Annotated in this window: 21 protein-coding genes; 4 read left to right on the top strand and 17 right to left on the bottom strand. The window is 53.7% G+C overall.

Going from position 1 to position 23150, the window contains the following annotated elements:
* The 4 genes from araJ to fdnG all read right to left on the bottom strand — a co-directional run bounded on the left by araJ (position 1) and on the right by fdnG (position 5950).
* Positions 1-1173: an MFS transporter AraJ gene (gene araJ, locus ACFX4O_RS07150; RefSeq protein WP_131410225.1), complete on the bottom strand. Its 1173-nt coding sequence runs from the start codon at positions 1171-1173 to the stop codon at positions 1-3.
* A gap of 183 nt (positions 1174-1356) precedes the next feature.
* On the bottom strand, positions 1357-2013 hold the full coding sequence (gene fdnI, locus ACFX4O_RS07155) for a formate dehydrogenase-N subunit gamma (RefSeq protein ID WP_380207893.1): 657 nt from the start codon (positions 2011-2013) through the stop codon (positions 1357-1359).
* Entirely contained in the window at positions 2006-2890 is an 885-nt protein-coding gene (gene fdxH / locus ACFX4O_RS07160; protein ID WP_380207894.1) for a formate dehydrogenase subunit beta, read from the bottom strand. Before fdxH ends, fdnI begins: the two co-directional genes overlap by 8 nt.
* Before the next feature lie 12 nt (positions 2891-2902).
* Positions 2903-5950 (bottom strand): formate dehydrogenase-N subunit alpha, encoded by a 3048-nt coding sequence (gene fdnG / locus ACFX4O_RS07165; protein WP_380207895.1) that lies wholly within the window; start codon positions 5948-5950, stop codon positions 2903-2905.
* Positions 5951-6170: 220 nt separating this feature from the next.
* On the opposite strand from fdnG, the gene yddG reads away from it, so the two are divergent.
* A complete protein-coding gene (gene yddG / locus ACFX4O_RS07170; RefSeq protein ID WP_380207896.1) occupies positions 6171-7055 on the top strand; it encodes an aromatic amino acid DMT transporter YddG in 885 nt (294 codons plus the stop codon).
* A gap of 12 nt (positions 7056-7067) precedes the next feature.
* Here yddG and ACFX4O_RS07175 read toward each other — a convergent pair whose 3' ends face one another.
* Positions 7068-8555: a SmvA family efflux MFS transporter gene (locus ACFX4O_RS07175; RefSeq protein WP_380208043.1), complete on the bottom strand. Its 1488-nt coding sequence runs from the start codon at positions 8553-8555 to the stop codon at positions 7068-7070.
* Between the two features lie 118 nt (positions 8556-8673).
* On the opposite strand from ACFX4O_RS07175, the gene ACFX4O_RS07180 reads away from it, so the two are divergent.
* Positions 8674-9249 carry a TetR family transcriptional regulator gene (locus ACFX4O_RS07180; protein ID WP_131410235.1) on the top strand — a complete coding sequence of 192 codons (576 nt, stop codon included), beginning with the start codon at positions 8674-8676 and terminating at the stop codon, positions 9247-9249.
* Here the strand turns inward: ACFX4O_RS07180 and nhoA are convergent.
* The 4 genes from nhoA to ACFX4O_RS07200 form a co-directional block, all read right to left on the bottom strand.
* Positions 9246-10088, bottom strand: coding sequence for an N-hydroxyarylamine O-acetyltransferase (gene nhoA, locus ACFX4O_RS07185; protein ID WP_380207897.1), 843 nt, complete (start codon positions 10086-10088; stop codon positions 9246-9248). The genes ACFX4O_RS07180 and nhoA overlap by 4 nt on opposite strands.
* Positions 10089-10163: 75 nt before the next feature.
* Entirely contained in the window at positions 10164-11819 is a 1656-nt protein-coding gene (locus ACFX4O_RS07190) for an ABC transporter permease (RefSeq protein WP_380207898.1), read from the bottom strand.
* Between the two features lie 46 nt (positions 11820-11865).
* Positions 11866-12834, bottom strand: a complete 969-nt coding sequence (locus ACFX4O_RS07195; protein WP_380207899.1) for an ABC transporter substrate-binding protein — start codon at positions 12832-12834, stop codon at positions 11866-11868.
* Positions 12831-13532 carry an ABC transporter ATP-binding protein gene (locus ACFX4O_RS07200; RefSeq protein ID WP_380207900.1) on the bottom strand — a complete coding sequence of 234 codons (702 nt, stop codon included), beginning with the start codon at positions 13530-13532 and terminating at the stop codon, positions 12831-12833. The genes ACFX4O_RS07195 and ACFX4O_RS07200 overlap by 4 nt, the downstream gene beginning before the upstream one ends.
* A gap of 235 nt (positions 13533-13767) precedes the next feature.
* Here ACFX4O_RS07200 and ACFX4O_RS07205 point away from each other — a divergent pair, with 235 nt between their 5' ends.
* Both ACFX4O_RS07205 and ACFX4O_RS07210 read left to right on the top strand, forming a co-directional pair.
* Positions 13768-15546, top strand: coding sequence for a diguanylate cyclase (locus ACFX4O_RS07205; protein WP_380207901.1), 1779 nt, complete (start codon positions 13768-13770; stop codon positions 15544-15546).
* A 70-nt stretch (positions 15547-15616) separates the two neighbouring features.
* The gene (locus tag ACFX4O_RS07210; protein ID WP_131410247.1) at positions 15617-16189 is read left to right on the top strand and encodes a flavin reductase family protein; all 573 of its coding nucleotides are present in this window, start codon (positions 15617-15619) and stop codon (positions 16187-16189) included.
* A gap of 8 nt (positions 16190-16197) precedes the next feature.
* Here ACFX4O_RS07210 and ACFX4O_RS07215 read toward each other — a convergent pair whose 3' ends face one another.
* The 8 genes from ACFX4O_RS07215 to ACFX4O_RS07250 form a co-directional block, all read right to left on the bottom strand.
* Complete coding sequence (locus ACFX4O_RS07215) at positions 16198-17136, bottom strand: alpha/beta hydrolase (RefSeq protein ID WP_131410249.1); 939 nt, start codon at positions 17134-17136, stop codon at positions 16198-16200.
* Positions 17137-17280: 144 nt separating this feature from the next.
* Entirely contained in the window at positions 17281-18237 is a 957-nt protein-coding gene (locus ACFX4O_RS07220; protein WP_380207902.1) for a cyclase family protein, read from the bottom strand.
* Between the two features lie 298 nt (positions 18238-18535).
* Positions 18536-18766, bottom strand: a complete 231-nt coding sequence (gene pptA, locus ACFX4O_RS07225; RefSeq protein ID WP_131410253.1) for a tautomerase PptA — start codon at positions 18764-18766, stop codon at positions 18536-18538.
* A gap of 71 nt (positions 18767-18837) precedes the next feature.
* A complete protein-coding gene (locus ACFX4O_RS07230) occupies positions 18838-19881 on the bottom strand; it encodes an acyltransferase (protein WP_380207903.1) in 1044 nt (347 codons plus the stop codon).
* Between the two features lie 11 nt (positions 19882-19892).
* A complete protein-coding gene (locus tag ACFX4O_RS07235) occupies positions 19893-20552 on the bottom strand; it encodes an SGNH/GDSL hydrolase family protein (RefSeq protein WP_380207904.1) in 660 nt (219 codons plus the stop codon).
* A gap of 186 nt (positions 20553-20738) precedes the next feature.
* Positions 20739-21359 (bottom strand): glutathione S-transferase family protein, encoded by a 621-nt coding sequence (locus tag ACFX4O_RS07240; protein WP_131410257.1) that lies wholly within the window; start codon positions 21357-21359, stop codon positions 20739-20741.
* Positions 21360-21392: 33 nt separating this feature from the next.
* Positions 21393-21920 (bottom strand): AAA family ATPase, encoded by a 528-nt coding sequence (locus ACFX4O_RS07245; protein ID WP_380207905.1) that lies wholly within the window; start codon positions 21918-21920, stop codon positions 21393-21395.
* Between the two features lie 4 nt (positions 21921-21924).
* Positions 21925-22938, bottom strand: a complete 1014-nt coding sequence (locus ACFX4O_RS07250) for a LacI family DNA-binding transcriptional regulator (RefSeq protein ID WP_380207906.1) — start codon at positions 22936-22938, stop codon at positions 21925-21927.
* Positions 22939-23150 lie beyond the last annotated feature (212 nt).

Genomic DNA, 23150 nt, shown 5'->3' on the forward strand with positions numbered 1-23150 from the left:
TTAGTGCTGAACGACCTGTTCGGGTTGATATTTTGTTTTTCTGTGACCATAGATCAGAAGCGAAGTCATGGCGGCAAACGTCAGCACCGCCGCCGGTAACGTCAGGTAGCTGTACGTAAATCCAAACGCGATAATCAGCCCGCCAAACCACGCACCAACCGCATTGCCGAGGTTAAACGCCATTTGTCCACCCGCAGCGCCAAGCATCTCCCCGCCCTTCGCATTTTGCAGCAGCATGATTTGCAGCGGCGCAGAGAGCGCGAACAGCCCGGCGCAGCACACAAAACCAAGCGACAACGCCCCCACTTTGCTTTCACCGGCGACAAACAGCGCCAGCATCGCCAGCATAATCAATAATTCCGTCACTGCCGCAATGCGCACTGGGCTGAATTTCACCGAAAGCCGGCCGCTGAACATATTGCCAAGCACCATGCCGAGCCCCATCAGCATCATGATCAGCGTCATCGCGCTCTCGGTGAAACCGGAAACATTGACCATAAACGGCTTCACATAGCTAAACCAGGCGAATACGCCCGCGTTACCAAACATCGTGGCGGCGAAAATCAGCCACGGTTCCGGTTTTTTCAGGAAGTGAAATTGCTCGCGCAGGCGGCTTTCGCTGGTATCAAACAGCGACGGCACCCAGACAATCACCGAGACGATAACCAGCGCGAAAAAGACGGAGATCAGCAAGAAAGTGTAGCGCCAACTAAACGCGTGACCGATCCACGTACCGAGCGGAATGCCAATCAGATTGGCGACAGTCATCCCGGCAATCATTCCGGCCACCGCCATGGTTACTTTTCCTGGCGGCGCGATTTTCGAAAGGATGATCGCCCCCACGCCAAAAATCGCCCCGTGCGGGAAACCGGAGATAAGACGGGCGATAATCAGCATGGTGTAGGAGCTGGAGAAGGTAAAAATGGCGTTACCCACCAGGCACAGCGCCACCAGAAACAGCAGCGTGTTTTTCAGGGAAAAGCGGTTTGAAAAAAGCGCCATGATCGGTGCGCCGATGACCACGCCAAACGCGTAAGCGGAGATCAAATGCCCCGCCGAAGGGATAGAAATGCCGACATTGTTCGCCAGTTCGGTTAACACACCCATAATGCCGAACTCCGCCATACCCAGGCCAAAGGTCGCAAGTGCCAACGAAAAAACGGTTTTTTTCATACCACTAACCACTTGTTAAAAGTTTGCGACAGGCATTATTGACCATTCACTTCAGGCAGACCAGTTGAAATGCCCCGGCTAACCTATAAATCCATGGATACGGGCAGGTTTATGAATAAATGGGAACCGTGCTAATGAGGGATTTAAAACCGCTCCGAACGGTTATCCGGAGCGGTTTGACTATTATTTAATACCTTCAGTGCTCTCTTTTTTCGCTTCCAGACGTTCCACATCACGATACCAGCGCGGGTGGTGTTTCTGCGCCCAGCGGCGGCTCACTTTCCCTTCGATCATGCCTTTGATGGAGCCTTTTACCCAGAACGCCATATACATATGGATCAGGATTGCGTGCAGCAAAATGATCGCCGAGGTGGCGTGCAACAGCAGGCTGTAGCGGATCACCTGAATCGGGAAGTAGTGCGCAAAGTACGGACGCCAGATAATCACCCCGGTCACCAGCAGCACCAGCATCATGCTCATGATGGTCCAGAACATCATTTTTTGTCCGGCATTGTATTTACCGACTTTCGCGACCTTGTGCTCGTTGCCTTTTAGCACTTCGACAATGTTTTTCAGCCATGGCAGATCTTTCTTGTCCGGGATGTTGTGATGCACAAAACGCACAAACATAAACATCAGCGCCAGGAAGATAACGACGCCAAAGAACGGGTGCAGAATGCGCCCCATCTGCGGCGTGCCGAAGGTTTCCGTCAGCCATTGCAGCGTCGGGAAGAAAAACGAAATGCCGGACAGCGCGACGAGGAAAAAGCAGATCACCACCGTCCAGTGACAGGCGCGGTCAATAAACTTGGTGCGCACAATCATTTTTGACTTACTCATGATGCTCCTCTTCATCGTCGTCCACTTCTTTGTTCGGCCCGATGCCGATGTAGTGGTAAATCAGCCCGGCAAAAGTGGCGAGGAATCCCGCCGCTGACAACGGTTTCAGTACCCCTATCCACAGATTGACCGAGGTGTCTATCTGCGGATCTTTCGGCAAGTTGTGGTACAGACCCGGCTGATCGGCATGATGCAACACATACATCACATGCGTGCCGCCCACGCCCTGCGGGTTATAGACTCCGGCGTTGGCGTAACCGCGCGCTTTGAGTTTCGCCACGCGCTGCTCGCCAAGCTCCAGCATCTCGGCTTTGGTGCCAAAATGGATCGCGCCGGTCGGGCAGGTTTTCACGCAGGCCGGTTCCTGGCCGACGCTGACGCGATCGACACAGAGCGTGCATTTGTAGACCCGGTTATCCTCTTTATTGAGACGCGGCACGTTGAACGGACATCCAGCGATGCAGTAGCCGCAGCCAATGCAGTTCTCTTGCTGGAAATCGACAATGCCATTGGCGTACTGAATAATCGCCCCCGCTGACGGGCAGGCTTTCAGACAGCCCGGTTCCGCACAGTGCATACAGCCATCTTTGCGGATCAGCCACTCCAGTTTGCCGTTCTGCTCGGTTTCGCTAAAACGCATCACTGTCCAGGATTTGGCGCTCAAATCGGCCGGATTATCGTAAACCCCGACGCAGTGCCCGACCTCATCACGAATATCGTTCCACTCCGAACAGGCCACCTGGCAGGCTTTGCAGCCCACACAGGTGGAAACGTCGATAAGCTTGGCGACTTCCGCTTTGTCATCACGCGCCCGTGGGGCCGGCGTGATCGGGTTGGTGGCGGAGCGTTTTAGAATGTCTTGCGTTTCCATAGCCATTATTTCGCTCCTTTACGCCTTCTCGATATTGACTAAAAACGCTTTGTATTCCGGCGTTTGCGAGTTTGCATCGCCGACGTTCGGCGTCAGCGTATTGGCGATATAGCCTTTCTGCGCCACCCCTTCGAAGCCCCAGTGCAGCGGAATACCAATGGTTTCTACCTGCTGACCGTGTACCTGCAAAGTACGCAGACGACGCGTCACCACCGCAACCGCGCGAATAAAGCCGCGCTTGCTGCTTACCGTGACACTGTCACCATTAGCAATGCCTTTTGCCGCCGCCAGCGTTTCGCTGATTTCGACAAACTGCTGCGGCTGGGCGATGGCATTCAGGCGTGCATGCTTGGTCCAGGTGTGGAAATGCTCCGTCAGGCGGTAGGTTGTGCCGACATACGGGAACTGATCTTTTTTCCCCATCCGTTTGGCATCATCCTCGAACAGACGCACAACCGGGCTGGAGACCACATTCGGGTGCAGCGGGTTGGTGCCAAGCGGTGTTTCCATCGGTTCGTAATGTTCCGGGAACGGCCCTTCTGCCAGCTTGTCGAGTGCAAACAGCCGCCCCAGCCCTTCCTGCTGCATGATGAACGGCCCGGTATTGCTGCCCGGCGGTGCGGTGTTGTAGTCGGGAATATCATTGCCGACCCACTTCGCCCCGTTCCACTGGATAAGCATCCGTTTCGCATCCCATGGTTTGCCCTGCACATCCGCCGACGCGCGGTTGTAAAGCACGCGGCGGTTCAGCGGCCACGCCCATGCCCAACCAAGCGTATTACCGAGCCCGGACGGATCGGCGTTATCGCGGTTCGCCATCTGGTTGCCCTGCTCCGTCCAGCTTCCGCTGTAGATCCAGCAAGACGAGGCCGTTGTGCCATCATCGCGCAGCAGCGCAAAGCTATTGAGCAGTTGGCCTTTTTTCGCCAGCAGTTGCCCGTTGGCGTCATAGAGATCCGCCAGCGCGTAGCCGTTGTTCTCTTTCGCCACCTCTTCCGAGTGCGGGTTGTGCGGCTGGCGGTAATTCCAGGACATTTTCAGCAGCGGTTCCGCGCCTTTACCGCCTTCGGTGCGGTACATCTCGCGCAGGCGGTGGTAAATCCCGGCGAGGATTTCGCCATCGTTCAGCGCTTCGCCCGGCGCGTCCTGGCCTTTCCAGTGCCACTGTAACCAGCGACCGGAGTTGGCGATCGAGCCATCTTCCTCTGCAAAACAGGTCGACGGCAGACGGAACACTTCGGTGGCGATAGCCGATGGATCGACATCGTTCATCTCGCCGTGGTTCTGCCAGAAGGTGGAGGTTTCTGTCACCAGCGGATCGATAACCACCATGTACTTCAGTTTGCTCAGCGTACTGACAACTTTGTTTTTGTCCGGGAATGACGCCACCGGGTTAAAGCCCTGGCAGATATAGCCGTTCACTTCGCCTTTCGACATCTTGTTGAAGTACTTGATCACATCCCAGGCCTGATCCCACTTCGGCAACCAGTCAAAGCCCCAGTTATTCTCTTTCTGCGCCGCGTCGCCATAGAACGACTTCATCAGGCTGACAAAGAATTTGGGATAGTTGCTCCAGTAGTTCACCTGGTCCGGCAACAGCGCTTTTGGCGTATTCGCCGCCAGGTACTGTTGCAAATCGGCCTGTTTTTCCGACGGCAGCGTCAGGTAACCCGGCAGGCTGGTTGATAACAGCCCCAGATCCGTTAACCCCTGAATGTTGGAGTGCCCGCGCAAGGCGTTTACCCCGCCGCCGGCCATCCCCATGTTGCCGAGCAGCAATTGGATCATCGCCATGGTACGGATGTTCTGCGCGCCGACGGTGTGTTGCGTCCAGCCCAGGGCGTACAGGAAGGTGGTGGTTCTGTCCACCGCGCTGGTTGAGGCCAGCACGTCACACACTTTCAGGAAATCCGCTTTTGGCGTACCGCAGATGTTCTCTACTGTTTCCGGTGTATAGCGGGCAACGTGCTGTTTCAGCAAATTCCACACGCAGCGCGGATCGCTAAGTGTGTCATCGCGTTTGGCGTAGCCGTTTTCATCAAACTGGTAGTTCCACGAGGTTTTGTCGTACTGACGTTTTTGCGCGTCGTAGCCGCTGAACAAGCCGTCTTCGAAGGCAAAATCATCCCGCACCAGCAACCCGGCGTTGGTGTAGTGTTTGACGTATTCAGCATTGATTTTGTTGTTTTCGATCAGGTAGCGCAGCACGCCGGAGAGGAAAGTGATGTCCGTCCCGGAACGTATTGGCGCATAAATATCGGCAACTGACGCCGTGCGTGTAAAGCGCGGATCGACCACAATCAGCGTGGCGTCGTTATTGTTTTTGGCTTCCATCGCCCAGCGGAAACCGACCGGGTGGGCTTCAGCGGCGTTACCGCCCATCACCATCACCACGTTGGCGTTTTTGATATCAACCCAGTGGTTGGTCATCGCACCGCGACCAAATGTTGGAGCAAGACTTGCTACCGTTGGTCCGTGTCAGACGCGCGCCTGGTTATCTACCGCCAGCATGCCAAGTGAACGCACAAATTTTTGCGTCAGCATGCCGGTTTCATTACTCGCCGCCGAGGCACACAACATACCGGTTGAGAGCCAGCGGTTCACTTTTACGCCTGCGGCGTTACTTTCGACGAAGTTGGCATCGCGGTCGTTTTTCATCAGCCGGGCGATGCGGCTAAAGGCCTCATCCCAACTGATGCGCTGCCATTTGTCAGAGCCTGGCGCACGGTATTCCGGGTAGCGCAGGCGGTTTTCACTGTGTACGTAATCCAGCAGACCGGCCCCTTTCGGGCACAGCGCGCCGCGGCTGACCGGATGATCCGGATCGCCTTCGATATGATAGATGGCCTCTTTCGCGTTTTTCGCACCATCACCCAGGCTATACATTAATAACCCGCACCCCACGGAGCAGTATGTACAGGAATTTCGCGTCTCTTTGGCGCGCAGTAATTTATAATTTCGCGCCTGCGCCAGCGCCATTTTGGGAGCAAATCCCAATGCGGCCGCTGTGGTTCCTGCCATTCCGCCCACGCAGATTTTAAAAAATTGTCTGCGGCTGACGTCCATTGCTTTCCTCAATTATTGTCTTCGACTGCGGCCGGAAAACTAAACATTTCACAGGGTGAATTAATTGCGGTAAATCAATAACGCCGGGAGCTTGATACCTAATAGTTTCACACGTCGAATTTTCATCACACAAAAGTGGTAGATATTGCGCGGTGGATTTCGCTTACTTATTCAGCCGTGTTATAAGTTGAGGCTTTGTTTCAGGTGATTAAGTGCAGTAATGAATAAAAAACGCGCAACGCTAATTGGTTTACTGGCGGTATTCCTCTGGAGCACGATGGTGGGTTTTATTCGCGCCGTCAGTGAAGGTCTTGGCCCGGTTGGCGGCGCGGCGATGATCTATACCCTGAGCGGGTTGCTGCTGATGGTCATCGTCGGCATCCCGGATTTACGCCGTTTTTCAGTGCGTTATCTTATTGCCGGAAGTGTGCTGTTTGTCAGTTATGAACTTTGTCTGGCGCTGTCGCTGGGTTTTGCCGCGACGCGACAACAAGCGATAGAAGTGGGCATGGTTAACTATTTATGGCCGAGTCTGACTATTCTGTGCGCAATATTATTTAACGGTCAAAAATCCAGTTTGTGGGTTATTCCCGGTTTATTGTTGGCGATACTCGGTGTGAGCTGGGTGCTCGGCGGCGATAGCGGTCTTGATATCGCTGAAATCCAGCGAAACATTATCTCCAGCCCGCTTAGCTATGCGCTGGCGCTTGCCGGGGCGTTTATTTGGGCGATTTATTGCACCGTCACCACCAAATACGCCAACGGCGCGAACGGTATTACGCTGTTTGTATTGCTGACGGCAGCGACGCTGTGGGTGAAATTCGCCGTCACACCGCAACCGGAAATGGTCTTTACGCTACCGGTGGTGGTGAAATTATTCATGACCGGCATTGCGCTCGGTCTTGGTTATGCCGCGTGGAATATTGGTATTTTGCACGGCAACGTCACGGTGCTGGCGGCGGCATCTTATTTCACGCCTGTACTTTCTTCCGCGCTGGCGGCGGTGGTGTTAAGCGCCCCGCTCTCGTTCTCCTTCTGGCAGGGCGCGCTGATGGTGTGCGCCGGATCGCTGCTCTGTTGGTGGTCAACCCGCCAGCGTGCGTGATCCGGCACAACGCTACTGTTTTTCCACTCGTGCCAGGCTAAACCAGATCCCCACCGCCAGTAGCATCAACAGCGCGCCGGCGGTTCCCAATGCCACACTGTGCGAACTGATAAAGGCTGTTTTCGCCGCCGTGATGATCCCCTGCGCCAGGGCGGGCGGTGCTTCCTGTGCCAGGCGGAATGCTTCGCCAATGGACGATGACGCCTGCGCGGCGGTCTCGCTGCTTAACCCCTGTGGAAGCAGGATCGAGGCGGAGAAACTGCGGCTCAAAATCAACCCAAACACGGCAATCCCCAGCCCGGCACCCAGTTCGTACGACATCGCTTCAATCGCCCCGGCGGCTGCCGCTTTCTCTTTTGGCGCAGCGGCCATGATCGCCGCCGTAGAGGCCAGTAACGCGCTCGCCGCACTGAAGCCCAGCAGCGCCATCAATATTCCGGCCTGCCACGGCTGGGTGGCGAAGTTGGTCACGGAAAGGCCCAGGAAACTCACCGCGCTGAGCGCCATCCCGCCAGCGGCGACGCGGCGTAATCCCAGTTTTGACACCAATATCCCGGCGATGGGCCCGCTAAATCCGCTCGCCAGCATCACCGGCAGCATAAACACTCCGGCGGCAAACGGCGTGAAACCGTGAACAAATTGCAACTCCTGCGCCATCAGCAGCTCAAAACCGACCAGCGTCACCATCGACGTTATCGCCATCAGCACACCGCTTAAAATCACGCGATGCGTAAACAGCCACATGTCGATCATCGGGGTCGTGGCGGCAAGCTGAATGCGCACAAAACCGGTCAGCAAGGTGGCACCCACGAGCAATGTACTCGCCACGATCCACAGCGGCTGCGTGCCTTTCATCGCCGTTTTTGCACTCCACACCAGCAGCAAAATGGCGACAATTAAGCTCAACGCCTGATTCAGGTGTAACGGCTGCTCGGCGCGGCCTTGCTGGCGCGGCACAAAGCGCGCGGTCAGCGCCATCACGGCAATGACAATCGGCACATTGATCAGGAACACGGAACCCCAGTAGAAATGCTCCAGCAACATTCCGCCAATTAACGGACCAAATGCCGCGCCGCCGGAACCAATCGCTGCCCACACGCCGAGCGCCGTATTGCGCTGCTGCGCCTGCGAAAAAGTGTTACGGATCCCGGCAAGTGTTGCCGGCACGATCATTGCTGCGCCGACTGCCAGCAGCGCGCGCGTGGCGATAAGCCAACTGGCGCTTGAGGCAAATGCCGCCAGCAACGAGGCCGCGCCAAACAGCCCGCTACCGATCAGCAACAACCGCTTAAAACCGATTTTGTCGCCCAGCGCACCCATCGGCAGCACCATTCCGGCCATCACCAGCGAGTAGATATCCATTATCCATAACAGCTCATTTCCGCTGGCATTTAACACCGCGCTCAGTGTGGGCGCGGCGACATGCAGCACCGTCGCATCGATAGCGACCGGAATATAAACCAGCACAATGATGACCAGCGTTAACCACTGACGAAACATACTTCTCTCCATCGTTTTCATCCCTGGACAGATGTCCAGAATGGCGATCCTACGGAAAGTTGAACGCATGTCCAGCTTTTTGTTACACTCCGTTTACCCCCTATTTAGCCGAGGTTTTATGCGCTACCTGAACAAGGATGATCGCCGTGAAGTGATCCTCAAAGCCGCGATGCGCGTAGCGCTGGAAGACGGTTTTTCCGCCATGACCGTTCGCCGGATCGCAAGTGTTGCCGGGGTGGCTACCGGCCAGGTTCACCACCACTTCACGTCGGGAAATGAATTAAAAGCGCAGGCGTTTATCCGCCTGATTGCCGAATTGCTGGAGGTTGAAGTGGTGCCCGCGACCGCGCCATGGCGCGAACAGTTACACGCGATGTTGGGCAGCGACGAAGGCGGACTCGAACCCTATGTGCATTTGTGGCGGGAAGCATTATTGCTGGCGAGTAAAGAGCCGGAAATCAAAGGTGCCTATCTGCTGACGATGCAGATGTGGCACGTCAAAGTGGTGCAATTGATTGAGCAAGGTCGTGCGGCGGGTGAATTTACCTCTCACGATACGGCGGCAAACATCGCCTGGCGATTGATTGCGCTGGTGTGTGGTCTGGACGGAATTTGCATGCTGGGGATGCCAGATGTTGACGAAGCTGCCTTCAATCGCCATCTGGCTGTTATGATCGAAAAAGAACTTTGTTAAGCTTTGTCGCCGTGCAAATCGAAACCGGCCATCACTGCTTCCAGTTGTTGCAGGCTAAAGCCGTGCTGTGCGTCGTTCACCCCTAGCCCGAAGCGATTTTGCAGCGCGTCATACAGCGCCGGAACATCGGCAAAGGTCACCTCTTCCAGCGCCTGGCCGTTTTTCCAGTGAGTGAAGTGAAAGTTCGTTAATGTCAGCTTTACGCCGTCCGGCAGATGGCGGCACATCAACAAGTGATGGCGAAAATGGGATGCCGGCCAATGCGCGGAGTGAAAATTTCCCATGACAAAATCGGCCTGATACTGTTGTCCCATCTCAAACTGATACATCGACTGCCAGCGCTCATGATGGCGGAACTGGAGCACCCAGTCTTCGCCCTTGCGCTGCAAACGGTAAAGGCCATGCGGCGTTTCCTGCTCAATATCTTCCTGCAAGCGGATCGGCGCGGTCAGCGTTTGCCCGCCAAAACCGACATCGGCGATCCACAGCTCGCCCGCAAGCTGCACCAGCAGAATACGGTGCGTGCGCGGCGGCATCTGCGGCGGATTGGCAAGCACCACCCGTCCTAACAGGCTGCGTACCGTAAATCCAACCTCTTTCAGCACACGCTCAAACAGCCCGTTCTGCTCAAAGCAGTAACCGCCGCGACGAGCGACCACCAGCTTATGGAAAATCGCCTCATCGCTGAGTTCAATCTCGCGCGGCAGCACTACATCAAGGTTTTCAAAAGGGATGGCGCCGTTGTGATGCAAATGCAACGCCCGTAGCGTTTCCAGTGAGACATCGGGCGTTTGCTCCCAGCCAATACGGGCCAGATAAGCGGTCAAAAAAGGGGACATACAGGCTCCTTGCGAATGGTGTCCCGTTGTTATAGCGCATTTTTTTCGCTTTACCGTCGATTTTGTGCCCTCGATTTATCCCTTTGTGCTGCGTTGCATTATTCCAAGCGCGGTGAGCATCAACGCCAGCCCGGTGAGTAGCGTCAGGGTTGCCATCGCCATCCCCTGACCTACAGAGCCTTGCTCGAATTGCCGCCAGATAAATACCGCCACGGTTTGTGTACCCGCCGGAGCCAGCAACAGCGAGGTGACCAGCTCGCGCGATGCAATGGCGAACACCATCAGCATGGAGGCGAGCATTGCCGGGAAAATCAGCGGCAGCACAATCAGCCGCAGCGCCTGAAACGCGCTGGCACCGTGAACCCGCGCAGCAGGCTCCAGATTGCCGCCCAACTGGCGCATGGCGCTGCCGATATAACGCACTGGCCATGGCAAAAGCAGGCAACAGTAAGAGATGAGCAAAATTGTCCATGTGTTGTAGGGGGAAACCGGCCAGAAACTGCGGTTCCACAGCAAAATCAACCCGACGCCAACCACCACACCGGGCAGCGCGGCGGGCATCAGCGATAGCGCATCAATTACCGTGCGTCCTTTAATCTTTTGCATTACCACAAGCCAGGCGGCGCACAAGCCCAGCGCGCCGGTAATCAGCGCCGCGCCCAACGCTAGCGACAAACTGGTGCCCAGTGCGGGCAGCGCATCACCGCGCTGTTCAAATAGCGCGGCAAAATGTTTCACGGTGAGATTATCCAGCGACACACCGCCGGAAAGCGTGGAGCTGAAGCCGGTAAGCGCCATCGACAATCCCGGTAGCACCACGGCGAGAAAGCCGACTATTGCCATCACCAGCAGCACCGGTAAGGTGGCAAAACCGAGTTTCGCCCCGATATGTTCAGTCGGTTTCCCGGACACGCTGGTGACATCTTTATCTCCGGTTAGCTTACGCTGGAGCCACCATCCGCACAGCGCAATAGCAATCAGCACCACCGACAGCAGCGACGCGCCGGGTAAATCGATCGGCCAGTCGGCCAGTTTCTCTTCGATGCCAACAGTCAACATCACCACGCCAGAACGGGTTCCAAGTGCGGCGGGCACGCCATACTCTTCCACTGCCAGTGTAAACGCCAGTAACATACCGGCCGCCAGCGCCGGGGAAAGTAACGGCAGCGTGATATGGTAAAACGCCCGCCAGGGTGTGGCGCCGTGAATGCGTGCGACCTGCGCCAGTCGTTGCCCGCTGGCGAGCAAACTGCGCGACACGGCAAAGTAAACCACCGGAAAGATATTCAGCGTCATCACCAGAATGATGCCAACTTTGCTGAACAGTAAATTATTGAGATCGAGCCCGGTGAGCTGCATCAGGTAACCCTGGGTTTGCAACACCAGCATCCATGACAGCGCGGCGATATAAGGCGGGGTTAAAAACGGAATCAAAAACAGCAGATCCCACAGTTTCGGGCACGGTAAATCAAATAACCCGCGTGCGACGCCGAACGGCAAACCGATCAGCGCGCTGCACAGCGCCACACCGAAGGCAATTTGCAGCGTACCGCCGAACATGGCGGGCAGTTGCGGTTCGGCCAGCAATCCGGGGATGGCGGAAAACGCGCCACCAAATTCACCCGCGCTAAAGTGTGGGAACACCGCCTGCAGGAGAATAAACAGCAGCGGCAGCGCCACCAGTATCAGCAGCAGCGCCAGCGTTGCTTGCGCAATTAATCTTTGGTTCACAACGGGTATCCTGAAAGCGGGGTTGCCCCCGCAAAGATCGAAAGGATTATTGAGCAAAGAGCGTGTTAAAGCGCTTCAGCACGTCACCGCGTTCACTGGTGCCATTGCTCTGGGTCGGCAGCACTTTCAGCTCGGTAAACAGCGGGCGTTTGCCTTCCACATCCGTGCGAGCAGGCATCAACCAGGCGTCGGCGACCATTTTCTGCCCTTCCGACGACAGTACGTAATCGATAAACGCTTTGGCGTCGTCCGCATGTTGGGTGGTTTTGAGGATCATCATGGGGCGCGGAGCGATAACGGTGCCACTGGCCGGGAAGATCACTTTCAGCGATTCACCCTGCGCGATATTGCCATACGTCACGTAGTCAACCGCGCCAAACACCGCCGCTTTCGCCCCTTGCATCACCGGCGTTACCGCCTGGGCGTTCGGACCGCTTACGACCATGCCATTCTTTTTCAGCGCATCAAATAACTGCCAGGCGCGGTCGCCCATACCGTTTTGCAGACCAATCAGCAGGTCAAGTGATGCGCCGGAGAGCGACGGATCGGGCGTGGTAACTTTATCTTTGAAGTCCGCTGAAGTGAGATCGTTCCACTCTTTTGGTTCCGGGGTGCCGCTCTTGGTGTTCCAGACAATCCCCAGCGCCGAGATGCCCTGCGCCACATAGTCGGCGCTTTTTAATGTCTGCGGGACTTTGTCAGCATTGGCGCTGTTAAACGGCAGCAACCAGCCGCGATTATGTAGATCTTCGGCGGTATCCCACGAGGCGGAAATTAAAATATCGGCCTGCGGATTGGCCTGCTCGGCTTCCAGACGCGCCATCACTTTGCCGGTTGTCGCCTGGAAGATATTGACTTTAACGCCGGTTTTTTGCTCAAAGCCGCTGGCCAGGCTTTTTGCCAGCGAGCCAGGACCTGCGGTGTAAACGGTCAGCGCGTGCGCGCTGGACATCATCATGGACGACAGCACCATGGCTAAAGCGACTCCTTTTTTCACAGACAGTAAGGCTTTCATGCAATTTCCCCTGAGGATGAAGTAACGGTTCGTACAGATTCAACGGTCCCGGACGCTAAATGCACAATGCGGTCGGCAAGCCACTGTGCTTCGCGGTGGTCATGGGTGACATACACGGCGGTGGTGCCAAGCTGGCGCAGCAGACGCGCCATCTCGTGGCATAAGGATTCGCGCAGCGCGGTGTCGAGGTTGGAGAGCGGCTCGTCAAACAACAGAACGCTGGGTTCGGCAACGATGGCGCGCGCCAGCGCCACGCGTTGTTGCTGCCCGCCAGATAAACCTGAGGGTTTGCGCCCGGCGAATTCAGCGAGCCCGACCCTCTCCAGCGCCTGTGACACGCGCTGTTCGCGTTCTGCGCGCGGCACGTTGCGCATTTTTAACGGGAAAGCCACGTTTTGCGCGACGCTCATATGCGGCCAGAGCGCGTAATCCTGAAATACCATGCCGATGTCGCGCGCTTCCGGCGGCAACGTCCAGCCCGCTTTCGCCACCAGGCGATCGCCAAACCAGATCTCACCTTCTGCCGGTTCACTCAGCCCTGCCAGCAAGCGCAGCAAGGTGCTTTTGCCGCAGCCAGACGGGCCGAGCAGCGCAACAATGCTGCCAGGTTGAATATGTAAATCGACGTGATTAAGAACGGTATGTGCGCCAAAGGCGAAGGAAACACCTTGTAAGCGGATATCGGTGAATGCGCTCATCCACGCCCTCCCGTAACAGAAAGCCGTGATTGACCCGTGGTTTTGAGCCGACGGGGCGCATCCACCTGCACAAAAGTCAGGGGAGCAAACATGTTGTTATCCTCTTTGGGATTTGATTGCGGCTGACTATAGGCAGCGAATATGACGAAGAAATGACGTCAATATTGCGCATTGATTTTTAACTGAATGTCTAAACTGAAAGCATATTCCTGTACTCATATCTAAAAGGATTCCCGTGCGCATCGCTACGATCACCAATTTTGCTTATACCGCGACCGTGGTATTAACGCTGACCTCCGGCGTGGCGTTGTTTCTGGCGTCGAATGCGGAACGTGCAGAGCGTGACGCCGTGGCGCAAAACCGCGTGTTCGATGAGTTAACAGACGATTTGGAAAAAGAGGCTTATGCGCTCACCGAGTTGGCGCGAGAAGCGGTGATCAAAAAGCAGCCAGAACTGATTCAAAGCTGGAAAACCCGCCAGCAGCAGGATATCGATTTGGAAAATCATCTGGTCGCCCTGCGTGATCGCGGCGCTTCCGATGAAGAGCTCCTGATTTTGCGTGATGGGCTGTCGACGCTGGATCAGCTGGAGGATGAGCAGCGCATCGCCATCGCCGATATTGAAGCCGGGAAAACGGACGAGGCGATGAATCTGCTGTATAGCGCCAGCTATGAAGAGCGGCTTTCCGAAACAGAATACCGTTTCGCCCACTTCCGCAGCCTATCCGATCAGCGTGTCCAGACTGCGATAGCCGAAGCAACCGACCGATCGTTACGCTTACGCACTTTATCCGAAATTATGGTTGGGCTGACGGCGTTACTGTTCTTGTTTGTGCTCGGTTTTATTATCAAGCACCGCATTTTGCGTCCGGTGGTGACGTTAAGCGATGTGGTCAACCGCCTGGCGACCCAGGATTACGATGTGGAAGCGCCGGTGCTGGCGCAGGTGGATGAAATCGGTGATATGGCGCAGGCCATCCGCATATTTCGCGAAAACGGCCTGACACGGCAGCGTCTGGAACTTGAGCGAGACGCGGAGTGGGCCACGCGGACATTGCTGGCGAGAATGACGCAGCGGTTGCAGGGGTGTGATTCCCATAGCGCGATTTTTCGTGTGATCAGCCGCTTTGCGCCGCAAATCATTCCGGATATGGGCGGCCGATTGTTTGTTCTCAATGCGCGCACTAAGCGCATGAAGTGTGTGGCGCGCTGGGGGTTGCCGCCGGGCGAAGATGCCCCCTTCCCGCCCGAACATTGCTGGGCGTTAAAACGTGGGCAGTTGCATAGCCCTGCGAAAGGCGGCGTTGACATGCCCTGCGAACATCTTCAACCCGAGATCGCCACGCGTGCGATTTGTGTGCCGCTTAACGCGCAGAATAAAAGCATTGGTTTGCTCACTTTCGATAACTACACGCCAGGCAAAGAACCGCCCTATATCTACCTGGAGCTGCTGGCAGAAACGCTGGCGCTGGCGCTGGCAAACCAGATCCTGCGTGATACGCTGACAGAACGCGCCATGCACGACTCGTTGACGGGCCTGCGCAACCGCCACAGCCTGGATGAAACACTGCGCAATATGCTCGATCAGGCGATGGTTGAAGGCACGAAACTGAGCTGCCTGATGGTCGACGTGGATTATTTCAAGAAGCTTAACGACCAGTATGGCCACGACGCGGGTGATAAGGTGCTGCGTGAGCTGTCACGGCTGATCACCGAAACGCTGGATGAAAACAGCATTGCATTCCGGTATGGCGGCGAAGAATTTTTGCTTGTTCTGCCCGGTGCGGATGACGTGCAGGCGAAAAAAGTGGCTGAGACGCTGCTGAATAATGTCGTGAATCATCACATGCTGTATGAATCACAGGACATTGGCCCGGTTTCTGTTTCGATTGGCCTGGCGACCTGGCCGCGCCATGCGCGCGCAGATAATCTGGTACGTGCGGCCGACCTGGCGCTCTACCTGGCGAAAGAGCAAGGCCGCGGACAGATTGTGGTCGCAAGGAGTGCCGGATAATGCGCCACGCCTTGATTTTGCTGCCTGTTCAGCCACTTAATGCCAGAAACTATTACACAGAGGAACCGTTATGAGCCATTTCCGTCCGCTGGCGTTAGAACATGCTTGTCGCCTGCTAAACCACGGTCCGACCATTCTTATTACCAGCCGCGATGAGCAGATCGACCGGCGCAATGTGATGGCAGCGGCCTGGTCGATGCCGGTTGAGTTTTCGCCGCCGCGAATTGCAATTGTGGTGGACAAAAGCGCCTGGTCGCGTGAGCTGATTGAACGTAGCGGCATGTTTGGCATTGTGGTGCCAGGCGTTGCGGCAACGAACTGGAGTTATGCAGTCGGTAGCGTGACCGGTCGCGATGAAGACAAGTTTAATTGCTATGGCATTCCTGTTATCGCCGGGCCGGTTCTGGGCCTGCCGGTTATCGAAGAGAAGTGCCTGGCGTGGATGGAGTGTCGTTTGCTTCCACCAACCGCAGCGCAAGAAAAATATGACACGCTGTTTGGCGAAGTGGTTTCCGCCGCCGCGGATGAACGTGTATTTATCAATGGGCGCTGGCACTTTGATGACGATAAACTGAATACCATTCATCACCTTGGCGGCGGCACGTTCGTCACCAGCGGCAAGCGCATCACCGCTGGCGAATGACGAAGCATTTACTCAGGCAGCGCGTCGATCCAGTTCATCACCAGTTCTGGCCAGACCGCTGCCGGAAGGTGTTTTACACCGCGTACGCCAAACCCATGCTGCCCTTTGCTGAACAGATGCAATTCGGTGAGCACATTATGGGCGTGCAGCGCGTTAAACATCACCAGCGAGTTGGCAACCGGTACAGAAGGATCATCCACGGCATGCAGCAGAAAGGTCGGCGGTGTTTGCACGGTGACATTCTGTTCCGGCGAGTAGTGTTTGATCTGCTCCGCCGTTGGCGTTTCACCGATTAGCGCTTTTCGCGAACCAGCGTGGGCAATCGCCTGATCCATTGAAATCACCGGGTAACCCAGCACCACAAAATCTGGCCGTGCGCGCTGGTTATCAATGTCGTCCACCGGTCTGTAAACCTTCTCATCGTAACGCGTCTCCAGGCTTGCGGCGACATGCCCGCCGGCGGAGAAACCCATTACACCCATTTTTTTCGGGTTGAGATGGCGTGATTCTGCCTGCGCACGCAAGGTACGCAAGGCACGTTGCGCATCCGCCAGCGAGGCGTCAGCCCCTTCGGCATGGCCATCTTCCGGCATGCGGTAGGTCATCACAAACAAGGTGTAACCGCGCGCATTGAAAGGCGCGGCTAAATCACTGCCCTCTTTGTCCAGCACGACGCGTTTATACGATCCGCCCGGAATCACCAGGATGGCGGTGCCGTTGGGTTTTTGCGGTTTGTACACGGTGATTTGCGGCGCGCGAATGCCGGTCACGGCGCGGTCGGGAAGCGAAGGATCTTTACTGCGTTCAGTTAATACAAATTTGACCGTGCTACTTTTAGCGCCTGGCGCATCGCCCTGCGGCCAGATGGGAAAACTCTCTGGAGCAGCAAATGAAGGGTGCGAAAAAAGGAGCAGCGCGAATGTCAGTGAACTGAGTTTCCGAAACATAATCATCTCCATGTCAAAGACGCTTATGTAACCATTAACCCGGTAAATGAAACCCGAACTGCTCCACAGAACAATGTTTTACTAAAAATGAAAACCACTTCAGGGTAGCGCTAACAGCAAACAACAACAAACAACAACAAAAAACTAATAAATCGCCACAGGGTTGATGTTGACCTGTGTTGAACCGGTGTACAGCGGTTGGCCAAGGACGAACAAGAATTCCCAAACTTGTTTGCCTACCAGTGGACGTGTATCGATCAACTCCAGGTTGTAGATCCCCCGTTTTGCTAACAGATATTGATTGATTGGGAACTCCTCCTTAGTTGCAGGGTTTGGATACACTTCAGACGCCCAGGTATCGCCGCCAAACGCGACGATCTGCTGGTCCGCCAACCATTTTGCTGCTTCCATGCCAATACCAGGCTCCTTTTCCAGAAACTGTTTATTGTCTTTACCAATAAGTTCCAGCCATCCCGTGTTAAATAAAACGATGTCGCCTTTCTTTAAGGTTAATCCCTGGTTTTTTAATACCGACTGAATATCCTCAACGCTAAACTCTGTGCCGCCGGGAACAATCTTTTGTTTATAATAAGTGGTCATATCTAACACCACGCCTCGCGTTACCATCGGCGGGACTTTTTCAATGCCTAATTTTTTAACACCATCAATAGTGACGAAATCTGCCGCTTTATTACCGTTGTAATAGATATTATTAATGCCGATATGGCCGATGCCGTTTAATTGCGTGCCCACGCCTGTCCATGCATTGATCAGCTCATCATTGAAGGTGAATTTATTCGGGCCAAGCGTTTTCCCGTCTTGCTGGCCGGGCTGAATATTGTAGAGATGAAAACTGCGGTGGCGAAACGCCGGGAAATCCTTATCAACCGGCACCGCCAGTGGCACAACAACACCTTGTTTTACAAGGTGAATAGCTTGTAAAACAACCTCAGGCGTGAGCAGATTTGCTGCGCCTATTTCATCATTTGCACCATAAATTGAGGGATACCAGTTTTGTGATTCCGCTGCGGGCTCTGCGGCTTGCAACGGCAATGCGGCAAACAGAGGCAATAATAATATGAAAGAACGGGATGGCTTCATGAACGACGTTCCTTGTTTAATGAGTTGCTAGCGAAATTAATCAATCTAGCGCTTTCCGTGATAATTATATTGCTCTGGTTATTATCCTGAGCGAGATAATAAAAACTCTAGAATTGTATTTAAGATCGCGCAAATATGAATTTTCCGAAAGCGAAAATAATGAAAAAACTGATACGCTTACATTCATAATCAGATTGCAGCGTATTATATATTCCGGGAAGTTGTTCAAAACAACAGCATCTTTTGTTTAGCAAATTGATAAAAAAAGCCCACACGGCAGGTGCGGGCGGCAGGATATTTACATTGAATAGCCGGGTTTTTTGATAAGCGTGTCAATATGCGGCGCAATGTCGGTGTCCCATACCTGCGCTTTCCAGTTATCTGGCGCGACGGTGTTAAGAGCGACGCTGACAGCGCTATCTTTGCTACTCAAATGGCGAACAATCACCTCGGCGATATCGTTTGCCAGCGCGGTTTTTTGCGCTTCAGACAGATCGCGGGGAAAACATTTAATATCAACGTGCGGCATAGCAAACTCCTTGTTTTATAAAGAGAGTGACAGTAGCACAAGTTACTGGTCCTTGCGCCGCATTCAGGTTGTCAAAGTGTGACAATTCTGGCCGTTATCTTTGATCTTTTCAGCAGAGCACAGAGGCCGTAAGAAAGGAGAAAAGCCAACAAGGAATAAGCAATGATATAAAGATAAATATTCGCTTCCGAGATTATTCCCAACAGCTTTTCATGAATAAACACACTGTGAATTTCCACGACAAAGATGTTGTGTACAAGGTAGATTCCCAGGACATTGTCGCTCAGGTTGCTCACCCAGCGTGGTAGCATATTAATATTCAGATTAACAATGAACAAGAACAGGCCGACGGAAGAGATAAGTAATAATATATTATAAAACTTACCATAAAAGATGGCGATTCCCGCGCTGGACGAGATGTACGCCAATACGAACAGTGCGATAACCGCCAGCGTTAACGTCATAATATGCGCAATAGAGAATTGCCTGAGCGTTGGTTTAACCAGCCCGAGGTAGCCACCAATTAAAAAACAAATCAGTCCTTCAGGTTGAAAGGGAATGAGCAAGTTAAATGCAAAAAGTGAGAAATTGAAGCTGGCTTCAGTCCATATGTTTAATAATGTCAGGTTGGCGATAATCACCATTAACACAACGACTTTTAGTATTTCACTCGCGCGTTCTTTCTTAAAAGTATGCCGCATTAAGGGTGTGAAAATGTACAACGGAATAATGGCGAATATGAACCATAACGGCGTTGCTTCTGTGGTGGCTTTACTGACATTCAGGTAATTAAGGAGATTAATTTCCGGCACATCGGTAAATCGACTTATCCACCAGGTATCATACGCGTAATAAAATAATAACCAGAAAATCAGTACACCAACGATGCTTTTAATCTTGGCAATCACATAGTTTGCTTGATCTTCGTGTTTGTTATTTAATAAAAAATAGCCGCTACAGATAAAAAAAAGAGCAACACCGCACAGCCCCGCCTGCCTGAAAAAGCACAACACGACATCGCTTTCGTCGTGATTCAGAAAAAACAACGTCACGTGCGCCAGGATGACAAGAAAGATCGCGAGTATTTTCAGGAGATCAATGGTTGCAATTCTCATAGCCACCTCTCCTACAACGATAAGATAAAATGCGTAATCTTGGTGGCCAGTCTTTCCATGCCTAATTTTGAAGGGTGCAAACCATCGGAAATCACGCCAGTTGTATTACTGGTCATAATGTCCATATTGAGTTCGTTAAAGCCGGAGTTCTTTTGCAGGTCGAGATAAGGTATGGAATATTCCTCACACTTTTCTCTGATAACGTTACAATAATCTGCCAGATAATATCCTTTGGCATTTTTTTGCCCGTGTCCGCGCGCATTTGAAACGGGTGTCGTAACAACAAATCCTACTCTGGCCAACGGATATTTTTTTATAACGCCGGTAAGTAGTAGATCCATTGCGCCATAAAAGGTTAATGATGTTTTATCGTTTCTGTCGCCTATTTCGGTGCCGCCATCCGAGCCGAAGTTAAAACCGAAATCATTGGCACCGCCCCAGAGAGTAATAAGGTCTGGATTTTCCCCCATGGTTTTATAGCGTAAGCAAATGGCTGAATTATCTTGCTCATTTTTTTGGGCGATACAGGTTCCACCAATACCGTAGTTTCTCCACTCCGCCAGCCCTAAGTTTTCTGCAACAATAGGTTGATACCATCCTCGTTCTGTTATGCTGTCGCCAAGCGTAAACCAGGAACCACCTTTCAAATACGAATGAATATATTCCATCATTTTCACCCTGTTAAATTAATATTCCGATTTTTCCGCAAAGATGCAATATTGCGTCGACTACGAAAATTCGCCAAATGTTGTCTCATATAACCGGGGTGATTTCAAATTCTTTTTTTCGCCCCGGATTTATATACTGTTTCAACTTATGCGAGGTTCTAAGAATATTAATATGTCGAAAATAACAGGCTAACGGATAATTTCATTATTTCGCAGCACGGTTTGCAATTGCGGTAACTGGCATACCGCATCAGCGATGGCGGTAATATTTGGCGTATTCTCGGCAAACCATGCATGACGCGGTCCCCATGTGCGCATTACGCAAAGATAAATATCCAACAGCGTCAGTTGTTGGCCAAAAGCATAAGGCGCAGCCTGCAATTGCGTGTCCAGCCACAGATAGAGCGATTTACGGTATTTCTGGCAATTTTCTACCAGTTGTTCAGGCGCATCCGCTGCCCAGCGTTCCGGGTAATCGGCGTAGGTAAAAGTGGGATAGACATTCGCGACGAGCCAGACCAGCAACCGCCAGAACTGCTGGCGTTGCGCGGTGCCTGGGGCGGGGGCTAAATCCGGGCGCTGATCGAGGATCATCAGTGCCACAGCGGCGGATTCCGTCATCACGCTGCCATCGTCCAGTTGCAGGGTTGGCACCTGGCACAAAGGGTTTAATTTGCGCAGGGTATCTTGTTGTGGGCCAGGTTTGTCGAAGCCATCGACATTGATGAAGTGATAAGGGATCTCTGCCTGCGTCAGCATCACTTCGCTGATGGCCGATCCCCAGCCGGGAACACCATAAACCGTAATCATAAGGGCTCCTTATGTTCAGGATGAGCCTTAAGCTTAGGTCAGACTGGCGAGAAATTCGTCAACTTGTTGAGGCGTGGTAAGGCGAACAAAACGCAGATGCTGATAACGCGGATCGGCCATATCCCGCGCATAGCGTTCACGGTTTTTGCGCCAGGTCTTCAGCGACCAGAGAATGATCGACTCGCGACTCAAAAAAGCACGACGCAGGCTTTCACGATTGCCGGTTCCCGGCCATAACTCCTGTTCGCTTCTGGCGCGTTCAATGGCGCGCAGCGTCACCTGCCGCAACGTGCGCCAGAACCCGTAATCAACCCACACCACCAGATCAACATGGCGCCATTTTATGTCGCGGCTACGGTTATAGTTGCCATCAAGTACCCAGCCAGGTTGTTCAAGCAATTTTTCCAGGTGCGAATACAGCTCCTCATCCGGCGTCCCCTGCCAGTTCGGGCGCCAGTAAAGCAGATCCATTTCGATATAAGGCACTTTGAGCTGGCTGGCCAGGCGTTTCGCCAGCGTTGATTTGCCGCTACCGCTGGTGCCAATAACGTTAATTCTCATACGATCACGCCGATTCCCGTTCAATGAAGTGAAAGCCGATATCCACAATCTCGTCCCCGGAACTTGTCCCTTCGATCCGCTCCATCAACAAGGTTGCCGCGCGCTGGCCAATGATTTGCCTGTCGACGCTCACCGTGGTAATAGCGGGGTTATTCCCGGCGGCGAAATCGAGATCGCCAAAACCAATAACCGCCACATCCTGCGGTACGCGCAGGCCACGGCATTGCGCTTCAACAATAGCGCCCTGTGCCAACGTGTCGGAGCTGCAAACAATCACGTCGGACTCACCCAGCTCCAGCAACTGCGACAGCCCTACCCGCCCTGACGTAAACCGTGCCGGTAGCGCCACATCCACACTGAGCGGATCGGTAATGCCATGACGCGCCAGCGCTTCACACAGCCCGGCTTTGCGCTGCGACGCACGTTTATCCACGGTCCACAGCAACCCCGGTCGGCGATACCCTTTGCGCAACAGATATTCTGCGGTGGCCTGGCCCACTTTTTCATGCGAGAAGCCAACCAGCATATCCAGCGGTGTGGGCGTTAAATCCCAAATTTCCACTACCGGCACACTGGCGTTGAGGATCACTTTTTTCAAATCGGTTGAGTGGTGAATGCCAGTCAGCACGATGCCATCCGGGCGGCGCGACAACAGCGCAGCGACCAGATCCGCTTCGGTTTGCTGGGTATAACCGGCAACACACAGCAGCATGTGATAACCGCGTATCGCCAGTTCATCGCTGATAGCCTGGATCGTATCGACAAACATATTGTTGTTGATCTGCGGTACGACCACGGCAATCAATTTGCTGCGCCGCGATGCCAGTCCGCCGGCCAGCGCGTTCGGAATATAGCCCGTTGCTTTTACGGCGGCGAGCACCTTTTCCACCGTTTTTGGCCGCACCAGTTGCGGCGTGTTAAGCGCCCGACTTACGGTCATTGAGGATAGCCCCGCTGCACGCGCAACGTCTTCCAGCGTTGGGGCGCGCGGTGGCACAGGACGAGCGGTTTTCGACATCTTCACTCACAGAGAACCAAACGGTCATTGGGTATGATTAATTTCAGTTTTTGTATTATACCTCTTTCTCTTTTCATTGCCTGTCCAGCCTCATAAATCAGTGAGTTAACTTGCATATTGGTTATATAATGTTAACGCTATCATTTTTTGATGTACCGAGACCGCACAGCCCAAAAAATGTGATTACCGTAGCAATAAACACCCTTTTTAGC

The sequence above is a fragment of the Kosakonia sp. YIM B13571 genome, assembly GCF_042788095.1.
Lineage (GTDB): Bacteria > Pseudomonadota > Gammaproteobacteria > Enterobacterales > Enterobacteriaceae > Kosakonia > Kosakonia quasisacchari.

Coding starts and splice junctions, on each gene's coding strand:
- ACFX4O_RS07250 (WP_380207906.1), bottom strand. CDS start 22,938: ATGTCGAAAACCGCTCGTCCTGTGCCACCGCGCGCCCCAACGCTGGAA.
- ACFX4O_RS07175 (WP_380208043.1), bottom strand. CDS start 8,555: ATGTTTCGTCAGTGGTTAACGCTGGTCATCATTGTGCTGGTTTATATT.
- ACFX4O_RS07200 (WP_380207900.1), bottom strand. CDS start 13,532: ATGAGCGCATTCACCGATATCCGCTTACAAGGTGTTTCCTTCGCCTTT.
- fdnI (WP_380207893.1), bottom strand. CDS start 2,013: ATGAGTAAGTCAAAAATGATTGTGCGCACCAAGTTTATTGACCGCGCC.
- ACFX4O_RS07240 (WP_131410257.1), bottom strand. CDS start 21,359: ATGATTACGGTTTATGGTGTTCCCGGCTGGGGATCGGCCATCAGCGAA.
- araJ (WP_131410225.1), bottom strand. CDS start 1,173: ATGAAAAAAACCGTTTTTTCGTTGGCACTTGCGACCTTTGGCCTGGGT.
- yddG (WP_380207896.1), top strand. CDS start 6,171: ATGAATAAAAAACGCGCAACGCTAATTGGTTTACTGGCGGTATTCCTC.
- nhoA (WP_380207897.1), bottom strand. CDS start 10,088: ATGTCCCCTTTTTTGACCGCTTATCTGGCCCGTATTGGCTGGGAGCAA.
- ACFX4O_RS07230 (WP_380207903.1), bottom strand. CDS start 19,881: ATGAGAATTGCAACCATTGATCTCCTGAAAATACTCGCGATCTTTCTT.
- ACFX4O_RS07245 (WP_380207905.1), bottom strand. CDS start 21,920: ATGAGAATTAACGTTATTGGCACCAGCGGTAGCGGCAAATCAACGCTG.
- ACFX4O_RS07210 (WP_131410247.1), top strand. CDS start 15,617: ATGAGCCATTTCCGTCCGCTGGCGTTAGAACATGCTTGTCGCCTGCTA.
- ACFX4O_RS07180 (WP_131410235.1), top strand. CDS start 8,674: ATGCGCTACCTGAACAAGGATGATCGCCGTGAAGTGATCCTCAAAGCC.
- ACFX4O_RS07220 (WP_380207902.1), bottom strand. CDS start 18,237: ATGAAGCCATCCCGTTCTTTCATATTATTATTGCCTCTGTTTGCCGCA.
- ACFX4O_RS07235 (WP_380207904.1), bottom strand. CDS start 20,552: ATGATGGAATATATTCATTCGTATTTGAAAGGTGGTTCCTGGTTTACG.
- pptA (WP_131410253.1), bottom strand. CDS start 18,766: ATGCCGCACGTTGATATTAAATGTTTTCCCCGCGATCTGTCTGAAGCG.
- fdxH (WP_380207894.1), bottom strand. CDS start 2,890: ATGGCTATGGAAACGCAAGACATTCTAAAACGCTCCGCCACCAACCCG.
- ACFX4O_RS07215 (WP_131410249.1), bottom strand. CDS start 17,136: ATGTTTCGGAAACTCAGTTCACTGACATTCGCGCTGCTCCTTTTTTCG.
- ACFX4O_RS07195 (WP_380207899.1), bottom strand. CDS start 12,834: ATGAAAGCCTTACTGTCTGTGAAAAAAGGAGTCGCTTTAGCCATGGTG.